The 18,597-nt window shown below is 68.4% G+C and carries 14 protein-coding genes; 7 read left to right on the top strand and 7 right to left on the bottom strand.

All coding sequences use genetic code 11. The annotated features are described in order from the left end of the window. Positions 1 to 313: 313 nt before the first annotated feature. A complete protein-coding gene (locus ACFWNN_RS16795; protein ID WP_382440810.1) occupies positions 314 to 2,794 on the bottom strand; it encodes a DNA topoisomerase (ATP-hydrolyzing) subunit A in 2,481 nt (826 codons plus the stop codon). A gap of 34 nt (positions 2,795 to 2,828) precedes the next feature. After that, positions 2,829 to 4,880, bottom strand: a complete 2,052-nt coding sequence (locus ACFWNN_RS16790) for a type IIA DNA topoisomerase subunit B (RefSeq protein ID WP_382440809.1) — start codon at positions 4,878 to 4,880, stop codon at positions 2,829 to 2,831. A 442-nt stretch (positions 4,881 to 5,322) separates the two neighbouring features. On the opposite strand from ACFWNN_RS16790, the gene ACFWNN_RS16785 reads away from it, so the two are divergent. From ACFWNN_RS16785 to ACFWNN_RS16770, 4 genes are read left to right on the top strand one after another with little or no spacing between them, the layout of a single operon-like run. Next, a complete protein-coding gene (locus ACFWNN_RS16785) occupies positions 5,323 to 6,498 on the top strand; it encodes a pyridoxal phosphate-dependent aminotransferase (protein ID WP_382440808.1) in 1,176 nt (391 codons plus the stop codon). Positions 6,499 to 6,537: 39 nt separating this feature from the next. After that, on the top strand, positions 6,538 to 8,136 hold the full coding sequence (locus tag ACFWNN_RS16780; protein ID WP_382440807.1) for a DUF4331 domain-containing protein: 1,599 nt from the start codon (positions 6,538 to 6,540) through the stop codon (positions 8,134 to 8,136). Beyond that, the gene (locus ACFWNN_RS16775) at positions 8,133 to 9,434 is read left to right on the top strand and encodes a tetratricopeptide repeat protein (RefSeq protein WP_382440806.1); all 1,302 of its coding nucleotides are present in this window, start codon (positions 8,133 to 8,135) and stop codon (positions 9,432 to 9,434) included. The genes ACFWNN_RS16780 and ACFWNN_RS16775 overlap by 4 nt, the downstream gene beginning before the upstream one ends. Beyond that, positions 9,431 to 10,822, top strand: coding sequence for a nickel/cobalt transporter (locus ACFWNN_RS16770; RefSeq protein WP_382440805.1), 1,392 nt, complete (start codon positions 9,431 to 9,433; stop codon positions 10,820 to 10,822). The genes ACFWNN_RS16775 and ACFWNN_RS16770 overlap by 4 nt, the downstream gene beginning before the upstream one ends. Before the next feature lie 66 nt (positions 10,823 to 10,888). Here ACFWNN_RS16770 and ACFWNN_RS16765 read toward each other — a convergent pair whose 3' ends face one another. Beyond that, positions 10,889 to 11,650: a zf-HC2 domain-containing protein gene (locus ACFWNN_RS16765; RefSeq protein ID WP_382440804.1), complete on the bottom strand. Its 762-nt coding sequence runs from the start codon at positions 11,648 to 11,650 to the stop codon at positions 10,889 to 10,891. A gap of 207 nt (positions 11,651 to 11,857) precedes the next feature. Then, entirely contained in the window at positions 11,858 to 12,607 is a 750-nt protein-coding gene (locus ACFWNN_RS16760; RefSeq protein ID WP_382440803.1) for a TetR/AcrR family transcriptional regulator, read from the bottom strand. 102 nt (positions 12,608 to 12,709) lie between these two features. Here ACFWNN_RS16760 and ACFWNN_RS16755 point away from each other — a divergent pair, with 102 nt between their 5' ends. After that, complete coding sequence (locus ACFWNN_RS16755) at positions 12,710 to 13,663, top strand: ATP-binding cassette domain-containing protein (RefSeq protein ID WP_382440802.1); 954 nt, start codon at positions 12,710 to 12,712, stop codon at positions 13,661 to 13,663. Then, a complete protein-coding gene (locus ACFWNN_RS16750; RefSeq protein ID WP_382440801.1) occupies positions 13,660 to 14,439 on the top strand; it encodes an ABC transporter permease in 780 nt (259 codons plus the stop codon). Before ACFWNN_RS16755 ends, ACFWNN_RS16750 begins: the two co-directional genes overlap by 4 nt. Here the strand turns inward: ACFWNN_RS16750 and ACFWNN_RS16745 are convergent. After that, positions 14,356 to 15,096: a lipopolysaccharide kinase InaA family protein gene (locus ACFWNN_RS16745; protein WP_382440800.1), complete on the bottom strand. Its 741-nt coding sequence runs from the start codon at positions 15,094 to 15,096 to the stop codon at positions 14,356 to 14,358. The genes ACFWNN_RS16750 and ACFWNN_RS16745 overlap by 84 nt on opposite strands. 92 nt (positions 15,097 to 15,188) lie before the next feature. On the opposite strand from ACFWNN_RS16745, the gene ACFWNN_RS16740 reads away from it, so the two are divergent. Then, on the top strand, positions 15,189 to 16,703 hold the full coding sequence (locus tag ACFWNN_RS16740; protein WP_382440799.1) for a M28 family metallopeptidase: 1,515 nt from the start codon (positions 15,189 to 15,191) through the stop codon (positions 16,701 to 16,703). On the opposite strand, the gene ACFWNN_RS16735 is transcribed toward ACFWNN_RS16740, so the two are convergent. Both ACFWNN_RS16735 and ACFWNN_RS16730 read right to left on the bottom strand, forming a co-directional pair. Next, on the bottom strand, positions 16,696 to 18,099 hold the full coding sequence (locus tag ACFWNN_RS16735) for a carboxylesterase/lipase family protein (protein WP_382440798.1): 1,404 nt from the start codon (positions 18,097 to 18,099) through the stop codon (positions 16,696 to 16,698). The two genes, ACFWNN_RS16740 and ACFWNN_RS16735, sit on opposite strands and share 8 nt — an antisense overlap. 35 nt (positions 18,100 to 18,134) lie before the next feature. Beyond that, entirely contained in the window at positions 18,135 to 18,551 is a 417-nt protein-coding gene (locus ACFWNN_RS16730; RefSeq protein ID WP_382440797.1) for a MarR family winged helix-turn-helix transcriptional regulator, read from the bottom strand. Positions 18,552 to 18,597 lie beyond the last annotated feature (46 nt).

Below are 18,597 nucleotides of genomic sequence, written 5' to 3'. Positions count from 1 at the left end.
ACACCCTTTCTGAGGTGGAAGACCGGGGCCGGACGCGCCATCCGCAGGCCGGCCCCGGTCGTGTCACGGGATCAGCTGGCCGAGCACGGGCAGTAGTAGCTCGGGCTGGTCAGGCGGATCGTCCCGGCCTTGCGAATCGACATCTTCTGCATGGTTCCTCCTCCCCACGGGTCAAACGACGCCCTTGAAGTTGCCAGGGGTCGTCTGCAGTCCGTCGACAGTCGGTCGACGGTGGGGAGATGGCCTCGAACGCGAAAACGGGTGAGGGCGAGGCCTGTGGCCTCGCCCTCACCCGTGCGTGGAACCTCGCGAGCTAGTCGCGTTCGATCAGGTGGCCGATCACGTCCGGGCCGGGGTGCGCGTGGCCCGAGCCGTCACGGCGCGGATCGATGTCCGGGAGCTCCACCGGGCTGCCCTTGTCGTCGGCACCCGCCGGGCGGGACCCGATCCAGGCGAGCACCAGGTGGTCTTCGCCCTTGAGGAAGCGCTGCGAGCGGACGCCGCCGGTGGCGCGTCCCTTGGCCGGGTACTCGCTGAAAGGGGTGACCTTCACGCTCTGGCCGGAGGAGGTGACGACCATCGGCTCGCCGTGCACGTCGTCGTCCGTGCGGATGGCGCCGAAGAAGACCACCTGGGCGTCGCCGCTCAGGTTGATGCCCGCCATGCCGCCGCCCTTGAGGCCTTGCGGGCGCACGAGTTTGGCGTCGTAACGCAGCAGGGACGAGTCGGAGCTGACGAACGCCAGCGTCTCACTGCCGTCGGTGAGCCAGGTGCAGCCGACGATCTCGTCGCCGTCCTTGAGGGTGATGACCTCGAACTCGTCCGACCTCACCGGCCACTCCGGCACGCACACCTTGACCGTGCCGAGCTTCGTGCCCAGCGCCATGCCCGGCGAGTCCTTCGGGTCCAGCGGCGCGATGCCGACGACCTTCTCGCCCTTGTCGAGCGGGACCAGTTCGGAGGCCGCCATGCCGCCGCGCAACGACACGGTGCCGCTCTGTTCCGGTAGCACCGGCAGTGGCAGGACGTCCGTCTTGAAGGCTCGGCCCAGATTCGTGATCAGGACGACCTGGCCCCGTGCCGTGGAGTGCACGACGGCCGCGACGGCGTCGTGCTTCACGCGGCCCGCCCGGCGCTTGCCTTCGGAGGCCTCCTCCGACTCGGCCGCGGTGCGCGCCACGAGACCCGCGGCGCTCAGGATGACCTGGCACGGGTCGTCGGCCACCTCCAGCGGGCCCGCCGGCTTCGAGGCCGCCAGGACCTCCTTCAGGTCGCCGTCGATGAGGCTCGTGCGGCGCTCGCCGCCCAGTTCCTTCGCCACGGCCGCGAGCTCGGTGGACACGAGCTTCTTCAGCACGCCCTCGTCGTCGAGGATCGCGGTCAGCTCGGCGATCTCCTGGCGGAGCTTGTCCTGCTCGTTCTCGAGCTCGAGCTTGTCGTACTTGGTGAGGCGGCGCAGCGGCGTGTCGAGGATGTAGCTCGCCTGGATCTCCGACAGCTTGAACTGCTTCATCAGGCCGTCCTTGGCGGCAGCGGCGTTCTCGCTGCCCCGGATCAGCTTGATGACCTTGTCGATGTCGAGCAGGGCCAGCAACAGACCCTCGACGAGGTGCAGTCGTTCCTCGCGCTTGCGGCGGCGGAACTTCGTGCGGCGCGTGACGACCTCGTAGCGGTGCTGGAGGAAGACCTCCAGCAGCTCCTTGAGACCCAACGTCTGCGGCTGCCCGTTGACGAGCACCAGGTTGTTGATGCCGAACGACTGCTCCATCGGCGTCAGCCGGTAGAGGTCCGCCAGCAACGCCTGCGGGTTCACGCCCACCTTGCACTCGATGACGAGGCGGATGCCGTTCTCGCGGTCGGTCAGGTCCTTGACGTCCGCGATGCCGGTGAGGCGCTTGGACTTGTTGACCTCGTCGGTGATCTTCTCGACGATCCGCTCGGAACCCACGCCGTACGGCAGCTCGGTGACCGTGATGGCCTGACGGCCGCGCGAGCCCTCCAGCGGGCCGATCTCGACCTTGGCGCGCATGCGCACGACGCCGCGGCCGGTCTCGTAGGCCTTCCGGACCTCGTCGAGGCCGAGCAGGATGCCGCCGGTCGGCAGGTCCGGGCCCGGCACGAACTCCATCAGCTTGTCGAGGTCGGCCGTCGGGTGGTTGATCAGCCACCGCGCCGCGCCCACGACCTCGCGCAGGTTGTGCGGGATCATGTTCGTGGCCATGCCGACCGCGATCCCGGACGTGCCGTTGACCAGCAGGTTCGGGAACGCCGCCGGAAGCACGGCGGGCTCCTGGAGCGAGCCGTCGTAGTTCGGGCGGAAGTCGACGGTCTCCTCGTTGAGCTCGCCGACCAGCTGCATGGCGACCGGGGACATGCGGCACTCCGTGTAACGCGACGCGGCCGGGCCGTCGTCCGGGCTACCGAAGTTGCCGTGGCCGTCGATCAACGGCTCGTTGAGGCTGAAGTCCTGGGCGAGACGCACGAGGGCGTCGTAGATGGCCGTGTCGCCGTGCGGGTGGTACTTGCCCATGCAGTCGCCTACGACGCGCGACGACTTCACGTACGCGTGCGTCGGCCGGTAGCCCTGCTCGTGCATCGAGTAGAGGATTCGGCGGTGCACCGGCTTGAGGCCGTCGCGCGCGTCCGGGAGGGCGCGCGAGTGAATGACCGAGTACGCGTACTCCAGGTAGGAGTCCTCGATCTCCGTCTTCAGCGAGTTGTCGAGGACCGTCGCACCGGCGCGGTCGAACGCGGCTGGGTCGACCTTGGTCGTGGGTCCCTTGCGGCGTGCCATGACTTCGTAACTCCGTCTGTCCGTTGAAGAAGGCTTAGAGGTCGATGGCCGACTGGTCGACCCTGGCGGCGGACTCGACGAGCCAGTTGCGGCGCGGCTCGACCTTTTCGCCCATCAGCAGTTCGAGGGCTTCTTCGGCGGCGTCGGCGTCGTCCATGGTGATGCGGCGGACCGAGCGGCTGGACGGGTTCATCGTGGTCTCCCACAGTTCGTCCGCGTCCATCTCGCCGAGGCCCTTGAACCGCGGCACCGGGGTGACGACCTGCTTGCCCGCCTTTTCGAGGGACGCGACCTTCTGCTCCATCTGGCGCTGGGTGAAGGTGAAGTGCGTCTCGGCGTTGCGGCCGCGGGTCATGACCTTGTGCAACGGGGGCATGGCCGCGTACAGGCGGCCGTCCTCGATGACCGGGCGCATGTACTTGGCGAACAGCGTGATCAGCAACGTGCGGATGTGGCTGCCGTCGACGTCCGCGTCGGCCATCAGGATGACGCGGCCGTAGCGCATGGCCGAGATGTCGAACGTGCGGCCGGTGCCGGCGCCGAGGACCTGGACGATCGAGGCGATCTCGGCGTTGCGCAGGGTGTCGGCGAGGGAGGCCTTCTGGACGTTGAGGATCTTGCCGCGCAACGGGAGCAGCGCCTGGTACTCGGAGACGCGGGCCATGCGCGCTGAGCCGAGGGCGCTGTCGCCCTCGACGAGGAACAGCTCGGACCGCGAAACACCTGTGGTGCGGCAGTCGACGAGCTTCGCCGGCATCGCGGCGCCTTCGAGGGCCGTCTTGCGGCGGGCCGCGTCCTTCTGCTGCTTCTGGGTCAGCCGCACGCGGGAGGCGTCGACGACCTTCTGCAGGACGGTCTTGGCCTCCACCTTGCTCTTGCGGTCCTCGGTCCACGCGCGGACGTGGGCGTCCACGACGCCCTGGAGCACCTTGGTGATGCCGGCGGTGGAGAGCTCGTCCTTGGTCTGCGAGGTGAACTGCGGTTCGGGGATGCGGACGTGGACTACGGCCGTCATGCCTTCCAGCACGTCGTCCAGCGTGGGCATCTCCTCCTTGGGCTTCAGCAGCCCCCGGGTCTTGGAGATGGCGTCCTGGATCGACTTCACCACCGCGCGGTCGAAGCCCCGGCGGTGGGTGCCGCCGTGCACGTTGCGGATGGTGTTGGTGAAGCATTCGACGGTGCGGTCGTAGCCGGTGCCCCAGCGGAGGGCGACCTCGATCTCGGCTTGACGCTCCACTTTGGACCGCATCACGCCGTTCTCGTCGGCGGCGTTCTCGAAGTAGGTGCCGTTGCCGGTGATCACCAACGTGCCGGAGACGGCGCGGTCACCTGAGGGCGCCAGGTAGTCGACCATGTCGGTGAGGCCGTTGGGGTAGTGGAAGACCTCTTCGGAGATCGAGTCTTCCAGCGCTGTCCGCAGTACGTAGGTCACGCCGGGGACGAGGAACGCCGTGTTGCGCAGCTTGGCGCGGACGGTGTCGACGTCGAGGACGGCGCCGTTCTCGAAGTAGCGGGCGTCGTACCAGTAGCGGGTCGAGGTGCCGGTCGACTCGTTCCGCTTCATCTTGCCGGTGACCTGCAGGCCCGACTGGCGGGTGAACTTCGCCTTGGGGCCGGGGCCGTCGAAGACGCCGGGAACGCCGTGGGCGAACGACATCTCGTGCACCTTGCCGCCGCGGCGGACCGTGACGTCGTAGCGGTGCGAGAGGGCGTTGACGGCGGAGGCGCCGACGCCGTGCAGGCCGCCGGAGGTCTTGTAGCCGGAGCCGCCGAACTTGCCGCCGGCGTGCAGCTTGGTCAGCACCAGTTCCACACCGGACAGACCGGACTTCGCGTGCACGTCGGTCGGGATGCCGCGGCCGTCGTCGTCGACCTGGACGCTGTTGTCGGCGTGCAGGGTGACCACGATGCGGGACGCGTGCCCGGCGACGCCCTCGTCGGTCGAGTTGTCGACGATCTCGCTGAAGAGGTGGTTGATGCCCCGGCTGTCGGTCGACCCGATGTACATGCCTGGCCGTTTGCGGACGGCCTCCAGACCTTCCAGATGGGTGAGGTCGTCGGCCCCGTACAGGGTCTCTGCGGTCACGGGTACTGCTCCCTGATTGTGTGCGGACTGCCAGCAGGGTATCCGTCCCGACTGACAATTTTTCGCAGGACGCCCGTCACGGAAGTGGAAACCGCCCCGACCGGCACCTCAAAGAAACACAAAACCGACATCCACAACTCGCTTACCTGCGAAAACAGTCGGAACAGCCCCAAACGAGACCGGTTGGCGAACGTCACGCACGCGAGCGCGCGTCAAGCGCGGTTACCCGAGCACGCGAGCACGCAACCCAGCGGTCCGGATCAGCGCCGTTGGACCGTCCTATGTGGACACGAATGGAGCGGCCGGGCAGGTCGGCGACGCGAAGAGCCGAGGTTGCGTGCGAGACCGTTCCGAGACCTTCCCGAAACGGACCCGTGAACCGCGATGAACATCGGCACGTATGCCCCGGTGTCGGAAACGGACCGAGGGACGGAGTGATCGAGTGCGGCATGGTGTGGACTCGGGTCTCTTCCAGCAGACCGCGCACAGCCCGTCCTACTTCGAGCTGTCGCGGACGGGTGCGGGCGAGCTCGTCGACTTCTGCATCCCGTGCAATCCGTACTTTCCGACCCCGCAGATGTTCGAGGAGCTCTCCAAGAACCTCGAGGCGGTGCTGAAGTTCTACCCCAGCGACTCGTCGAAGATCGCGGCCCAGCTGAGCGCCGTGCTGGGGCTCAACCCGGCCACGATCGCCATGTCGAACGGGTCGACGGAGCTCATCACGTGGATGGACCACATGTGGATCCACGAGAGCGTCGCGATCCCGATCCCGACGTTCGGGCGCTGGACCGACCAGCCGATGGAGAGCAACAAGCGCGTCGACATGTTCCTGCTCCAGGAGAGCAACAACTTCGAGCTGGACATCGACGAGTACATCAAGTTCATCCGCGCCCGCGGCTCCAAGGTGGCCGTGATCTGCAACCCGAACAATCCCGACGGCGGCTACCTGCCCCGCAGGGAGATCATCCGCTTCATGGACGAGCTCGCGGACCTGGACCTCGTCGTCATCGACGAGTCGTTCATCGACTTCGTCGAGGTCGAGCGCAACCCGAGTGTCGCCGCCGAGGCGTCCATCCGGCCCAACGTGGTCGTGCTGAAGAGCCTCGGCAAGAACTTCGGCCTGCACGGCATCCGGTTCGGCTACCTGGTCGCGAACCCCGGTCTGGCCGGGAAGATGCGCCAGATCCTGCCGAAGTGGAACCTCAACTCGTTGGCGGAAACGGTCGTGTTCATGCTGGCCGAACACGAGGCGGAGTACGCCGAAAGCCTGCGTCTGCTGTCACGGGACAGGTACCGGATGGGCATGGAGCTCTCGCGCATCCCGGACCTCACCGTCTACTCCTCGCAGGCCAACTTCCTGCTGGTCAAGCTCGGCGGCGGCATGGACGGCCGCGAGCTTCGGGACCACCTGCTGTCCCGCCACCAGGTCTTCATCCGTGAATGCGGCAACAAGCTCGGCATGACCAGCAGGTTCGCCCGGCTGGTGGTGCGTCCCGAGCACGACGTCGACCGGTTGGTCGAGGGCATCCGCGACTTCACCCAGGCGAGGTGGACGAACGACCACGCGAGCCATTCGAGCCACTCCAGCGAACCGTCGCTGCTGATGCACAGCGCCTGACAGCGCACCTGAACCATTTCTCCGAAAGGTTGCCCAGAGATGTCATCACCGCACGCCCTCAGCGGTCGGCGCGGCCAGGTGGCTGCGGCCGCGCTGGTGGCCGCCACACTGCTGAACGCGGCCATGTTCGGCGGGACCAACGCCACGGCGTCGTCGCACCGCGAGGCTCCGCTCATCGCGGGTGACCCGGCCGTGGACAACACCGACCTGTACGCGTTCGTGAGTCCGGACCACAAGGACACCGTGACGCTGGTCGGCAACTGGTCGGGTTTCCAGGAGCCCAACGGCGGCCCCAACTTCTTCCCGTGGGCCGAGGACGCGCAGTACGACTTCAACGTCGACAACGACGGCGACGCGAAGCCGGACGTCACGCTGCGGTTCACGTTCCAGACCGACGACCGGCGCAAGAACAACACGTTCCTGTACGCGAACGGCGTCGTGGACTCGCTCGACGACGAGAACCTGTTGTTCCGGCAGCGGTACAACCTGGAGGCGATCTACCAGAACGGCCAGAAGGTCAAGCTGGTCAACAACGCCCCGGTCGCGCCGTCCCCGAACGGCCCGGCGTCGATGCCGGACTTCAAGAAGCTGCGCGACCAGGCGATCACGCAGATCGCCGGCGGCGGCAAGGTCTACGTGGGCCCGTCGGAGGACTCGTTCTTCGCCGACCTGCGGGTGTTCGACCTGCTCTACGGCGGCAACCTGAGCGAGGTCGGCCAGGACACGCTGCGCGGCTACAACGTCAACACCATCGCGATCCAGCTGCCGAAGAACGCGCTGGCGCTGCGCAACGACAACCACCGCAACCCGAACATCGGCGTCTGGAGCACGACGCAGAAGCGCAGCCTGAAGCTCTCGCCCGGCAAGGCGGAGCCGACCGGTGACTTCGTGCAGGTCTCGCGGCTGGGCAACCCGCTGGTCAACGAGGTCGTGGCGCCCGCGGGCCTGAAGGACGCGTTCAACGGCCTGCGTCCCGAGCAGGACGCGAACGTCAAGGAGCTGGTGGACCGGGTCGTGAACCCGGAGCTGCCGAAGCTCATCGAGGCGATCTACAAGATCCCGGCGCCGCAGGGGCAGCGCGACGACCTGGCCGAGATCTTCCTGACCGGCATCACGAAGAAGCTGGGCGCGCAGATCAACGCGGACCTGAACTCGCAGGTCAACAACGCCGACGCGAACGCGCAGAAGTTCCGCCCGGCGGAGATGCTGCGGCTGAACATGATGATCGACCCGAACGCCAACCCGAACCGCCTCGGCCTGCTCGCGGGTGACACCCAGGGCTTCCCGAACGGCCGTCGCCTCACCGACGACGTCGTGGACATCGCCATCCAGGCGATGGAGGGTGCGGCGGCGTCCGGCAAGCTCGTCGACGCGCTCGCCACCGGTGACAAGGTCGACGCGAACGACCAGCCGTTCGAGGCGAACTTCCCGTACGTGGGCCTGCCCCGCAACGGCACCGCGGTCAACACCTCGGGCAACACCGCCGAGGTCGCGGTCAACCCGGTCGGCAAGATCGGCAACATCGACCCGATGGCGATGACCACCGCGGTCGGCTCGGCGGTCGTGTTCGGCGCCGGTTTCCTGTTGTGGCGCAAGCGTCAGCAGCACATCCGCAAGTACGGGTCGCACTCGAAGTGAAGTACCAACAACGGCAGGCCGTCGCGGTGGTTCTCCTGGTCACCGCGGCGCTTGCCTACCTCGCCGCCTCCGGTCCTGCCGACAGCAGGGCCGGGGGCGCGCCCCCTGAGCCCGCGGTTCCGGCCGTGGCGCAGCAGAACCAGATGCACAAGGTCGTTCACCAGCTCCAGCAACGGCTGCACGAGCTGCCGCAGGACAAGGACTCCTGGGCCAGGCTCGGATCGTCCTACGTGGAGCTGGCACGGGTCACGGCCGACCCGGCGTACTACGCGAAGGCCGAGGGTGCTCTGAAGAACGCGGGTGACACGGGCCTCGCCGCCATCGGCATGGGGACGCTCGCCAACGCCCGCCACGACTTCCACGCGGCCCGCGACTGGGCCGCGAAGGCGATTGCCGCACTGCCCGCCTCCGCGGAGGCGCACGGCGTGCTGGCGGACGCGTTGACGCAGCTCGGCGACGACGCGGGCGCGGAGGAGGCGGTGCAGAAGATGCTAGACCTCAAGCCCAACACGGCGTCCTTCGCCCGTGCCTCCTTCCACTTCGAACTCCACGGCAACGTCGACGGTGCCCGCGACGCGATGGAACGCGCGCTGAAGGCCTCCACGACGCCGGAGGAGATCGCGTTCTGCCGTTACCGGCTGGGCGAACTCGCGTTCGACCACAACCAGTTGGACGTTGCCGCGCAGCACTACGAGCAGGGACTGGCGGCGAGAGGAGACGACATGACTCTCACTCAGGGCATGGCCAAGGTCGCGGCGGCACGGGGTGACGCCCCCGTCGCGCTCGACTCGTACCGCAGGCTCGTGGCGCGCGCTCCCCTGCCCCAGTACCTGCAGGAGTACGCGGAGCTGCTGGAAGCGAACGGGAAGACCGAGGAGGCCGCGCAGCAGTACGCGGTGCTCTCCGAGCAGCAACGACTGATGGAGTCCCAAGGTGCTTCCGACGATCTGGCCGCGGCCCTCGTCGCCGCAGACCGCGGTGATGGCATGCAGGCACTGCGCCGCGCGGAAGCCGAGTGGAGCCGCCGGCAGAGCGTCTTCGTCGCCGACGCCATGGCGTGGGCACTGCACGTCAACGGAAGGGACGCGGAAGCGTTGAGCTACTCCGACCGCGCGGTGGCGCTGGGCTGGCAGAACGCCACGTTCTCCTACCACCGCGGGATGATCCTGGCCGCGCTCGGCCGGGTCGCCGAGGCCCAGGAGGCGCTGGTGCAGGCACTCCGGCTGAACGCGAACTTCTCGCCCCTGCAGTCCCTCAAGGCAGGCCGCAAGCTCGCGGAGCTTCGAGGCGGCAGGTGAGCCTGTCCAGCTGGGTGGTGCGACCCGTTCTGGTGGTCGCGTTGCTGCTCGCCGGCATCTTCTTCATCAACGGCGAGGCGTCCGCCCACCCGCTGGGCAACTTCAGCGTCAACCACTACCACGGGCTGCACCTGCACCCAGACCGGATCGATCTCAGGTCCGTCGTCGACGTGGCGGAGATCCCGACGCTGCAGGAGAACCTGAAGACCCGCGACGCGCGGCAGTGGTGCGAGGAGGTGGCCCGCACCGACCGTTCCTCCGTGGACGGACGGCAGATCGCCTGGACGCTCTCCAGCTCCACCAAGGATCATCCGCTCGGTCAGGCCGAGCTCGCCACGACGCGGCTGGTCTGCGAGTTCACCGCCAAGGTGGACCTGGACCGGCCCGCCCGCTTCGAGTTCCACGACGAGTCCAACGCCGACCGGGTCGGCTGGCGGGAGATCACCGCCGCCGGCACCGGGATCCGGATCGCCGACTCGAAGGTGCCGACCGAGAGCATCAGCGACGAGCTGCGCACGTACCCGGAGGACCTGCTCAGCAGTCCGATGGACGTGCGCACCGTCGCGTTCAGCGCCGAACCGGGCACGGGGTCCGAGCCCAAGAAGGCCACCGGCTCCCCCATCCAGTCCTTCAGCGTCACGGCGGCCAAGCTCAACGACATCCTGGGCAGCGACGACCTCACGCCGTGGCTCGGGTTTTTGGCGTTGTTGCTGTCGTTGGTGCTCGGTGCCTCGCACGCCGCGTTGCCCGGTCACGGCAAGACGCTCATCGCGGCCTATCTGGCCGGACGGCAGGGCACGCCCAAGGACGCGTTCATCGTCGGTGCGTCGGTCACGGCCACGCACACCGGCGGCGTGCTGGTCCTCGGCCTGATCATCAGCGCCTCCAGCGCGCTGGCCGGTGAACAGGTGCTGCGCTGGCTCGGCCTGGTCAGCGGGGTGGTGATCGCCGGGATCGGCGTGATGCTGCTGCGCTCGGCCCTCTCGGCGAACCGCGAACCCGCACTCGCCGGGGCTCTCACCGGCCATGGTCACGGGCACGGTCATGGCCACGGGCACGGTCATGGGCACGGCCACGGGTACAGCCGCGCGAGCCTCGTCGGCATGGGCGCGGCCAACGGCCTGGTGCCCTCGCCGTCCGCGCTCGTGGTCCTGCTCGGCGCGATGGCGCTCGGCCGCACGTGGTTCGGCGTGCTTCTCGTCGTCGGCTACGGAATCGGCATGGCCGGCACGCTCACCGCGGTCGGGCTGCTGCTCGTGAAGGCGCGCGAACGCGTGGAGAAAATCCTGGACGGTCGTGCAACTCGTCTGTTGTCTCATTACGCACCTGTCGGCACAGCCGCGATGGTGATCGTCGTCGGCGCCTGGCTGACATTGCAGGCCGTCTAATTACACCAATGCAAGACGAAGGGCCCGGATTCCGAGGAATCCGGGCCCTTCCGTCTGTTTCCGCCCTTACAGGTTCGCCACCACGATCGACTTGCCCTCGGCAGTCTCGACCGCGATCGACTGCACCTTGTCCGGTGCGACGCTGACGTTGACCCGCAGCTTGGAGCCCTCGACCCGTTGCTTCTCGGTCGTGGTCCAGGCGAAGGCCTCGGTCTTCGTCCCGTCTGTGCCCACCACGATCAGCTTGCACTTCTGCGCGGCGGGCAGCCCGTCGACGTTCGCCGACACCAGGTAGCGGTCCTGCGAAGACGGACCGATCTCCGCCACCAGCTTGATCGCTCCCGCCGTCCCCTCGCCCGTGCGAGTGGAGGCGACGCTGGTGCCGGGCGCCTGGTTCTGCATGAACACCGCGGCACCCCCGAACGCGACCACCGCGGCGACGGCCGCGGCGGCGAGATAGCCCGGCCAGCGCCGGGACTTGGCGTGCTGCGGTGAAGGCAGGTCCTCCACCGGCGGCGGCGCCGGACTGGCTCTCAGGTGCGGAGCGGACTCCCGCTGCTGCGGGATGACCGACTCCTGCCTGATCTGCCGCAACGTGCGTTGCAGCACCAGGTCCGACGGCATGGGCAGGTCGTCCTCTAGCTCGTGCAGAAATGCCTCACGAGGCACGTCGTCAAGTGCTGTTCGGATCCGATGGAAGTCGGCGACCTGCGCACGGCAGGACGGACAGCCCCGAAGGTGCTGCTCCACGCCAAGACTCTCGTGCGCGTCCAGAACGCCGAGCGCGTAGCAGCCAAGGGTGACCGCGTCGTGCGCGCCAGCTGTCATACGACCTCCTCGTCGTCCCGATTCGACCCCCGCGGCGAAACGGTGTCACGAAGGAAAACGGGCAGATAGGAGTGGTCGGTTCAGCGTTCGAACGAGTTCATTCTGATATCGCATAACAATGGCATTACGTAACCGCCCAACTACCCTTCCGCCCCGCGCTGAGCTGCCCTTTTCACTCGATCGGACGACTCAAGGTGCCTTGAATGACTACAGGCACGTCTGTGGACGAACCAGCGGTCGATCCTCCGTCTCAATGAACACCGCGAGGCCGTCCAGGACCCTCGCCAGACCGAACTCGAACTCGTCCAGGAGGCGGTGGAAGCCGCCCGTGTTCCAGATGTGGCTCATCATCGGCAGGCGCTCCGGCGTGAAGTGCTCCCAGAGCGCCTCGCGGCCGTTCCACCAGTCCTCCTCGGAGACGCCGGTCTCCCGTTCGGCCTGGACCCGGTCGGCCATCGTGCGGCCGACGCCGTCGACGAACTGGGCCACCGCGGTCACCACGGCGACGATCTCCTCGGGCGCGAGGCCGAGCTCGGAGACGACCGCGTAGGCGGCGTCGCACCGGGTCATGGCCTGCGGACCGGGCACCCGGCGCGAGGTCGTGAGCTGGAGCATCCACGGGTGCGCGCGGTACATGTCCCACACCTGCCGGGCGAAGAACTCCAGACCGGCGCGCCACTGTCCCTTCGGCGTCGACTCGGTCTCCCCCCACACCGCGTCGACCATCAGGTCCAGCAGCTCGGACTTGCCGGGCACGTGCCGGTAGAGCGCCATCGCCGTGCTGCCGAGCGTCTCGGCGACCCGGCGCATGGTGAGCGCGTCGATCCCGTCCGCGTCGGCGACCTTGATGGCCGCCTCGACCACGCGTGCCTGACTCAGCGCGGCCTTCGGCCCCCTGGTCGCCTCGGCCGGCGTCTCCCACAGCAGCCGCACGCTCCGGTCCCGGTCGTTCTTCACCCAGCCCCCTCGTTCACAACGCGCTTGCATGTGAATCCTAGAACCGTGTACAACGTACGCCTCAGCTTACAACGTACGCAGTTACATCACGGGGGTGAAGTCGTGGGACACGCGGTGTTCGCGGAAGGCCTGCGCAAGAGATTCGACGAGAAGGCGGCGCTCGACGGGTTCGACCTGGCGGTGCCCGCCGGCACGGTGTGCGGGCTGCTCGGCCCGAACGGCGCCGGCAAGACCACGGCCGTGCGCATCCTGGCCACGTTGCTGCGCCTGGACGGCGGCCGCGCCGAGGTCGCGGGGCACGACGTGGCGCGCGAGGCGCCCGCCGTGCGCCGTCAGGTGGCGTTGAACGGCCAGCAGTCCACGGTCGACGACGTGCTGACCGGCAGGGAGAACCTGATCATGTGGGGCAGGCTCTACCACCTGTCGAAGCGCCAGGCGGCGGCTCGGGCCGACGAACTGCTGGAGCAGTTCGGGCTCACCGACGCGGCCGGCAAGCGCGCGAAGCACTACTCGGGCGGCATGCGGCGACGGCTGGACCTGGCGTCGAGCTTCATCATGCGGCCGTCGGTGCTGTTCCTGGACGAACCGACCACCGGCCTCGACCCGCGCAACCGCGGCGAGGTGTGGCGGGAGGTCAAACGGGTCGTCGCCGAGGGCACCACGGTGCTGCTGACCACGCAGTACCTGGACGAGGCCGACCAGCTCGCCGACCAGATCGTCGTGCTGGACACCGGCCGGGTCGCCGCCCAGGGCACGCCGGAGGGCCTCAAGTCGAAGCTCGGCGGGGACCGGATCGAGGTCGTGGTCCGCACCGCCGACGAGCTGCCGGTCGTGGCGGACGTGCTCGGGCCGGACGCCGAGGCCGACCCCGACACGTTCCGGGTGAGCGCGACCGTGGCGGACCGGGTCGCCGCGCTGACCCGCGTGACGTCGGCGCTGGCCGCGAAGGGGGTCGAGGCCGAGGACATCGCGCTGCGGCGGCCGACGCTGGACGAGGTCTTCCTCGCGATCACGGGCCACAAGGCGGTCGACGCTTCTTCTGGGGGACGGGCATGAGGTACGCGGTCGTCGACTCGTGGGTCGTCGCGAAGAGGGACCTGATCCACTGGGTGCGCGAGCCGGTCAGGGTGTTCGCGAACCTCGCCTACCCGATCATCTCGGTGCTGATCTTCGGACTGGTGTTCGGCAGCGCGATGAACGTCTTCGGCGGCGGTGACTACATCGAGTTCCTGCTGCCGGGCATGTTCGGCCAGACCATCGCGTTCGGTGTCGCCTCGACGATGATGATGGTGTCGATGGACGCCGACCGGGGCGTGACGGACCGGTTCCGCGCGTCACCGATGTCGCAGACCGGCGTGGTGGCCGGGCGCAGCATCGCGGACCTGGTGAACTCGTCGCTGGAACTGCTGGTGCTCGCGCTGTGCGGGCTGCTGATCGGCTGGTCGTTCCGCGACGGGCTGATCAACGCGCTGGTGGCGTTCGCGCTGTTCCTGTGGCTGCGGTTCGCGCTGGTCTGGGTCGGCATCTACCTCGGCCTGCTGGTGAAGCCCGAGGCGGCGCAGGCGTCGTGGATGTTCCTGTTCCCGCTGACGATGTTCGCGAACACGTTCGTCTCGCCCGAGTTGATGCCGGGCTGGCTGCGGGTGGTCGCGGAGTGGAACCCGCTGTCGTCCACGGTGGCGGCGGCGCGGGAGCTGTTCGGCAACCCCGGCGTGGGCGGCGACTCGTGGGCCGCGCAGCACTCGCTGCTACTCGCCGTGCTGTGGCCCGCGGTGTTCGTGGCGATCTTCTGGCCTCTTTCGGTCCTGAAGTACCGCAACCTCAGCCGCTAGGAGATCGTTCCGGAGCTGGTCGGCGAGCCACTTCGCGAGGAGTCGCCGCCAGCTCCGGACCCTGGCCAGCTTGTCCGCGCTGAGGGTCCTGTCGTCCTCCCACTCCCGCCAGTCCCCGCTCGCGAGCCAGCCGATGCAGCCCGCGATCCGGTGCACGCGCAACAGGTCCGGATCGGGCGTGGAGCCGTAGCCGGTCCAGAACGCCTGGGGCAGCACGGTTCCGTGCAGGTAGAGGTGCTCCTCGAACGCCGCGAGCTCGTCGAGCGGGTTGCCCTGTCCGGGGTTGTCCCAGTCGATCAGCGTCGCTCTCCCGTCCCCCACGATGATGTTGTGGAGGTTGACGTCGTTGTGCAGCACGCCGATGCGGTGGATCTTGCGGAACGCCCGGCCGATGCTGCGCCAGACCTCTTCGGACACCGGCAGCGAGTCCGCGAGCGGGCGACCCTCGACGTACTCGACCAGCACGTCGCCGCGGCCGTTGTGCGCGAGGATCTCCGGCGCGCCCGGCACGACGAACTTCGGCAGGTCGCGCGCCACCTTGGGTTGGCGCAGCACGGCTTTGCGACCGTCGGCGAGCGTCACGAGGTGCAGGACGTTGGTGAGGCCCTCCCCCTCCAGCGGCTCGACGCGGACGGCGGTCTCCAGCAGGCGGAACAACCATCTCCTCCAAACGGTGTAACACCGGACACTTGGGACGAGAGACATCACGGGGGTGCATTCGGCGGCGAAGTACGCATGGAGGCATACCGATGGTTCAACGTCCTCGGCGGTTCGCACTGTTCGCGGTCCTGACACTGGTTCTACCACTGGCCGTGACCGGACAGGCACTCGCTGATCCCAACAACAACTCTCCCGCGAAGCTCACCAAGGCCGTGACGCTGAACGGCGTCCTGCGACATCTCGACGCGTTCCAGTCCATCGCGGACACTCACGGCGACCGCGCGGCCGGACGTCCTGGATACCAGGCGTCGGTGAACTACGTGGTGTCGCAACTGTCCGCGGCGGGGTTCTCGCCGAGCGTGCAGGCGTTCGACTTCCCGTACGTGGAGGACAACTCGCGGCTCGACCGGCTCGCGCCGGTACCGCGGGTGTTCGTCCGGGACACCGACTTCAACCGCCACGGCTTCGACCAGCCCGTCGAGGGCACCGCGACCGGCGCGATCCAGCCGGTCGACGTGGTGCTGCCGCCGACCCCGCTGCCGAACGGCAACAGCAGCGGCTGCGAGGCCGCCGACTTCGCCGGGTTCGTGCCCGGCGGCGTCGCGATGCTCCAGCGGGGCACCTGCGGGTTCACCGTCAAGGCGCTCAACGCCCAGGCAGCGGGAGCGGCGGCGGTGATCCTGTTCAACGAGGGCCAGCCCGGCCGCACCGGCCTGGTCACGCCGATCGGTGACGTCACGGGCCTCACGATCCCCGTGGTGTTCGCGACGTTCGCGGCCGCACAGGACCTGATCCTGAACACGCCCGGTGCCACGGTTCGCGTCACGGTCGACTTCACCGAGGAGACGCGGCAGGCCTGGAACGTGTTCGCCGAGACCCGCGACGGCAACGCGAACAACGTCGTGATGGCCGGCGCGCACCTCGACAGCGTGCAGGACGGGCCGGGCATCAACGACAACGGCAGCGGCTCCGCGGCGTTGCTGGAGACCGCGATCCAGATGAAGAAGGTCAAGCCGAACGCGAAGATCCGCTTCGCGTGGTGGGGCGCCGAGGAAGAAGGCCTGCTCGGGTCCGAGCACTACGTCGCGACCCTGCCGCAGGCCCAGCGCGACAAGATCGCGCTGTACCTGAACTTCGACATGGTCGGCTCGCCGAACCACTTCTACGGCATCTACGACGGCGACGACTCGAGCGGCACCGCGCCCGTGCCGATCCCGCCCGGTTCGGCGCAGATCGAGGACGTGTTCGAGAAGTTCTACGCCGACCGCGGCCTGCCGTCGGAGGACACGGACTTCTCCGGCCGGTCCGACTACGGGCCGTTCATCGCGGTCAACATCCCGGCCGGTGGCCTGTTCACCGGCGCCGAGGACGTGAAGACGGCGGCGCAGGCGGCGTTGTACGGCGGGACGGCGGGGGTCGCGTTCGACCCGTGCTATCACCAGCCGTGCGACGACAGGTCGAACCTGAACCTGACCGCGCTGGACGTCAACGCCGACGCGATCGCCACGGCGGTGATCACGTTCGCGTTCGACACGTCGACGGTGAACGGCGTGCGCGCGCCCGGCAAGTCGCACGGACGCGCGCCGCAGGGATCCTCTAGCTAGACCAGAGGTCGCACCGGTGATCGGCCGGTGCGACCTGCTCGGTCGCGAGGAGCCGGACGTCCTGGCGTTGCCAGCCAGGGTGTCCGGTTCGCGCGAACCTCGTCCACGCTTCGACCATCTCGTCGGAGAGCCTCTGCTGCTTCGGCGTGAGCGTGGTGTTCGCGTAGTTGAACAGGAACGGCAGCTCCGAGCCGTGGTAGGCGCCGTACGGGAAGTCGGGCATGTCCGGGAAGATCATCGGCGGGGCCGGTTCGGTGAACTCGTAGCCGAACGCCCCGGTCTGCCGGCGCAGTTCCCGCGTCGGGCAGGTCGACGTCATGTCCGAGAGGGCTTTCGAGAGCTGAACTCGTTCGTCGCCGCCCTTCGGTGGATAGGCGGCGAGGACGCGTTGTGCTTTGGTGGCGCCGAATCCGTCTGTGAGCGCCTGCTCGTACGCCTGTGCGTCGAGTGGCGGGTAGAACCAGGCGGCGAACACCGAGAACTCGTCGCGCGCGGTGCCCGCGAGGATCGGGACCCGGTGGAAGCGACCTTGTTCGAGGGCCGTGATCGGGTTCTCCGGCAACGCTTCCGTGCCGAACGCGGGGGACGCGAACTGCTGGAGTGCCTTCACCTCGTCGAAGGTGAGCCCGCGCAGGCACGCGATGTCGGGACACGCGGTCGCCGCGGCGCCCAACCGTTCGACGTCCTCACGGCTCTTCCAGGCGTGCTCGACGTGGTTCTCGCCGGCCGGGGTGCCGAACGCGCACGGTCCACTCTGGATGATCGCCTTGTGGAACAGCCTGCGGGTCTTCGGGGAGGTCAGCTGGGCGCACGTCGAGAGCCCGCCCGCCGACGCGCCGAACACCGTGACGTTGCGGGGGTCGCCGCCGAACTGCCGGATGTTGCGTTGGACCCACTCCAAGGCGGCCTGCTGGTCACTCAGCCCGAACGCGCCTGATCCCGGGAGGCCTGGGAAGCCGAAGTAACCGGCGGCGCCGAGCCTGTAGTTGTTGGTGACGACGACGGAACCGTTGCGTGCCAACCGGTCCGGGCCGTAGTCGGCTCCGGCACCGGTGACGAAGCTGCCGCCGTGGATCCAGACCAGGACGGGCTTGCGGGAGGCGTGCCGGGGTGCCGTGACGTTGAGGTGGAGGCAGTCTTCGGCCTGGTCGCAGGCTTGGCCGGGCCGGTCGGCGCGGAGAACGCCCTGCCAGGGCCGGGCAGGCTGCGGGTCGCGCCAGCGGTTCTCCCCGACGGGAGGCGCGGCGAACGGGATGCCCTGGAACGAGCGCAGGGCCTCGGTGGTGGTTCCCGACACGAATCCGGTGTCGGTGCGGACGAGTCCCGCGGCGTGGGCGGGAACGGCGGTTGCGGCGATGAGTGCGGCCGCGAGCACGATGGTTGAGGTTGAACGCATGTCACGCCCAACCTAACGACGGCCGCAACCGCGTTTCAGCGCTCCAGGATCTCGGCCAGCCGCAGGGTGTCGTCCAGGTACCGCTCGTACGGGAAGCCGGCGTTCAGCAGGGCGGTGCGCAGCTCGTCGTACATCGGTTTCCCGTTGTCGTGGAACGCTTTGCTGCCCGCCTCGGTGAGGCTGACCAACCGGCGCCGCGCGTGCTCGGGGTCGACGCGGACCTGCACGTGCCCCGCGGCCTCCAGCGGTTTCAGGGCCCTGCTGATCGCCGGGTCGGACACCGACAACGCCTGCGCGAGCTGGTGCTGCGTCACCGGTTGGATCTCCTCCAAGGTGCCCAGCAACCGCAGTTGGCTGTAGCTGAGCCCGTCCGGGTCCGCCTCCCGCTGCCGGGCGGCGTCTCCGAGCAGGTACACGACCCGATGCAACAGGTCCGCGAGTCCGTCGTCCACGCCGTTGATCCTACATCAGTGTTGCGCGGTTAATATTAACCATGCA

Source organism: Lentzea sp. NPDC058450 (assembly GCF_042721395.1).
In the GTDB taxonomy this organism is placed as follows: Bacteria; Actinomycetota; Actinomycetes; order Mycobacteriales; family Pseudonocardiaceae; genus Lentzea.
The sequence above is the reverse complement of the archived record's forward strand: the minus strand, read 5'-3'. Positions and strand labels throughout refer to the sequence as shown.

Coding starts and splice junctions, on each gene's coding strand:
- ACFWNN_RS16795 (WP_382440810.1), bottom strand. CDS start 2,794: ATGGCACGCCGCAAGGGACCCACGACCAAGGTCGACCCAGCCGCGTTC.
- ACFWNN_RS16780 (WP_382440807.1), top strand. CDS start 6,538: ATGTCATCACCGCACGCCCTCAGCGGTCGGCGCGGCCAGGTGGCTGCG.
- ACFWNN_RS16765 (WP_382440804.1), bottom strand. CDS start 11,650: ATGACAGCTGGCGCGCACGACGCGGTCACCCTTGGCTGCTACGCGCTC.
- ACFWNN_RS16750 (WP_382440801.1), top strand. CDS start 13,660: ATGAGGTACGCGGTCGTCGACTCGTGGGTCGTCGCGAAGAGGGACCTG.
- ACFWNN_RS16740 (WP_382440799.1), top strand. CDS start 15,189: ATGGTTCAACGTCCTCGGCGGTTCGCACTGTTCGCGGTCCTGACACTG.
- ACFWNN_RS16735 (WP_382440798.1), bottom strand. CDS start 18,099: ATGCGTTCAACCTCAACCATCGTGCTCGCGGCCGCACTCATCGCCGCA.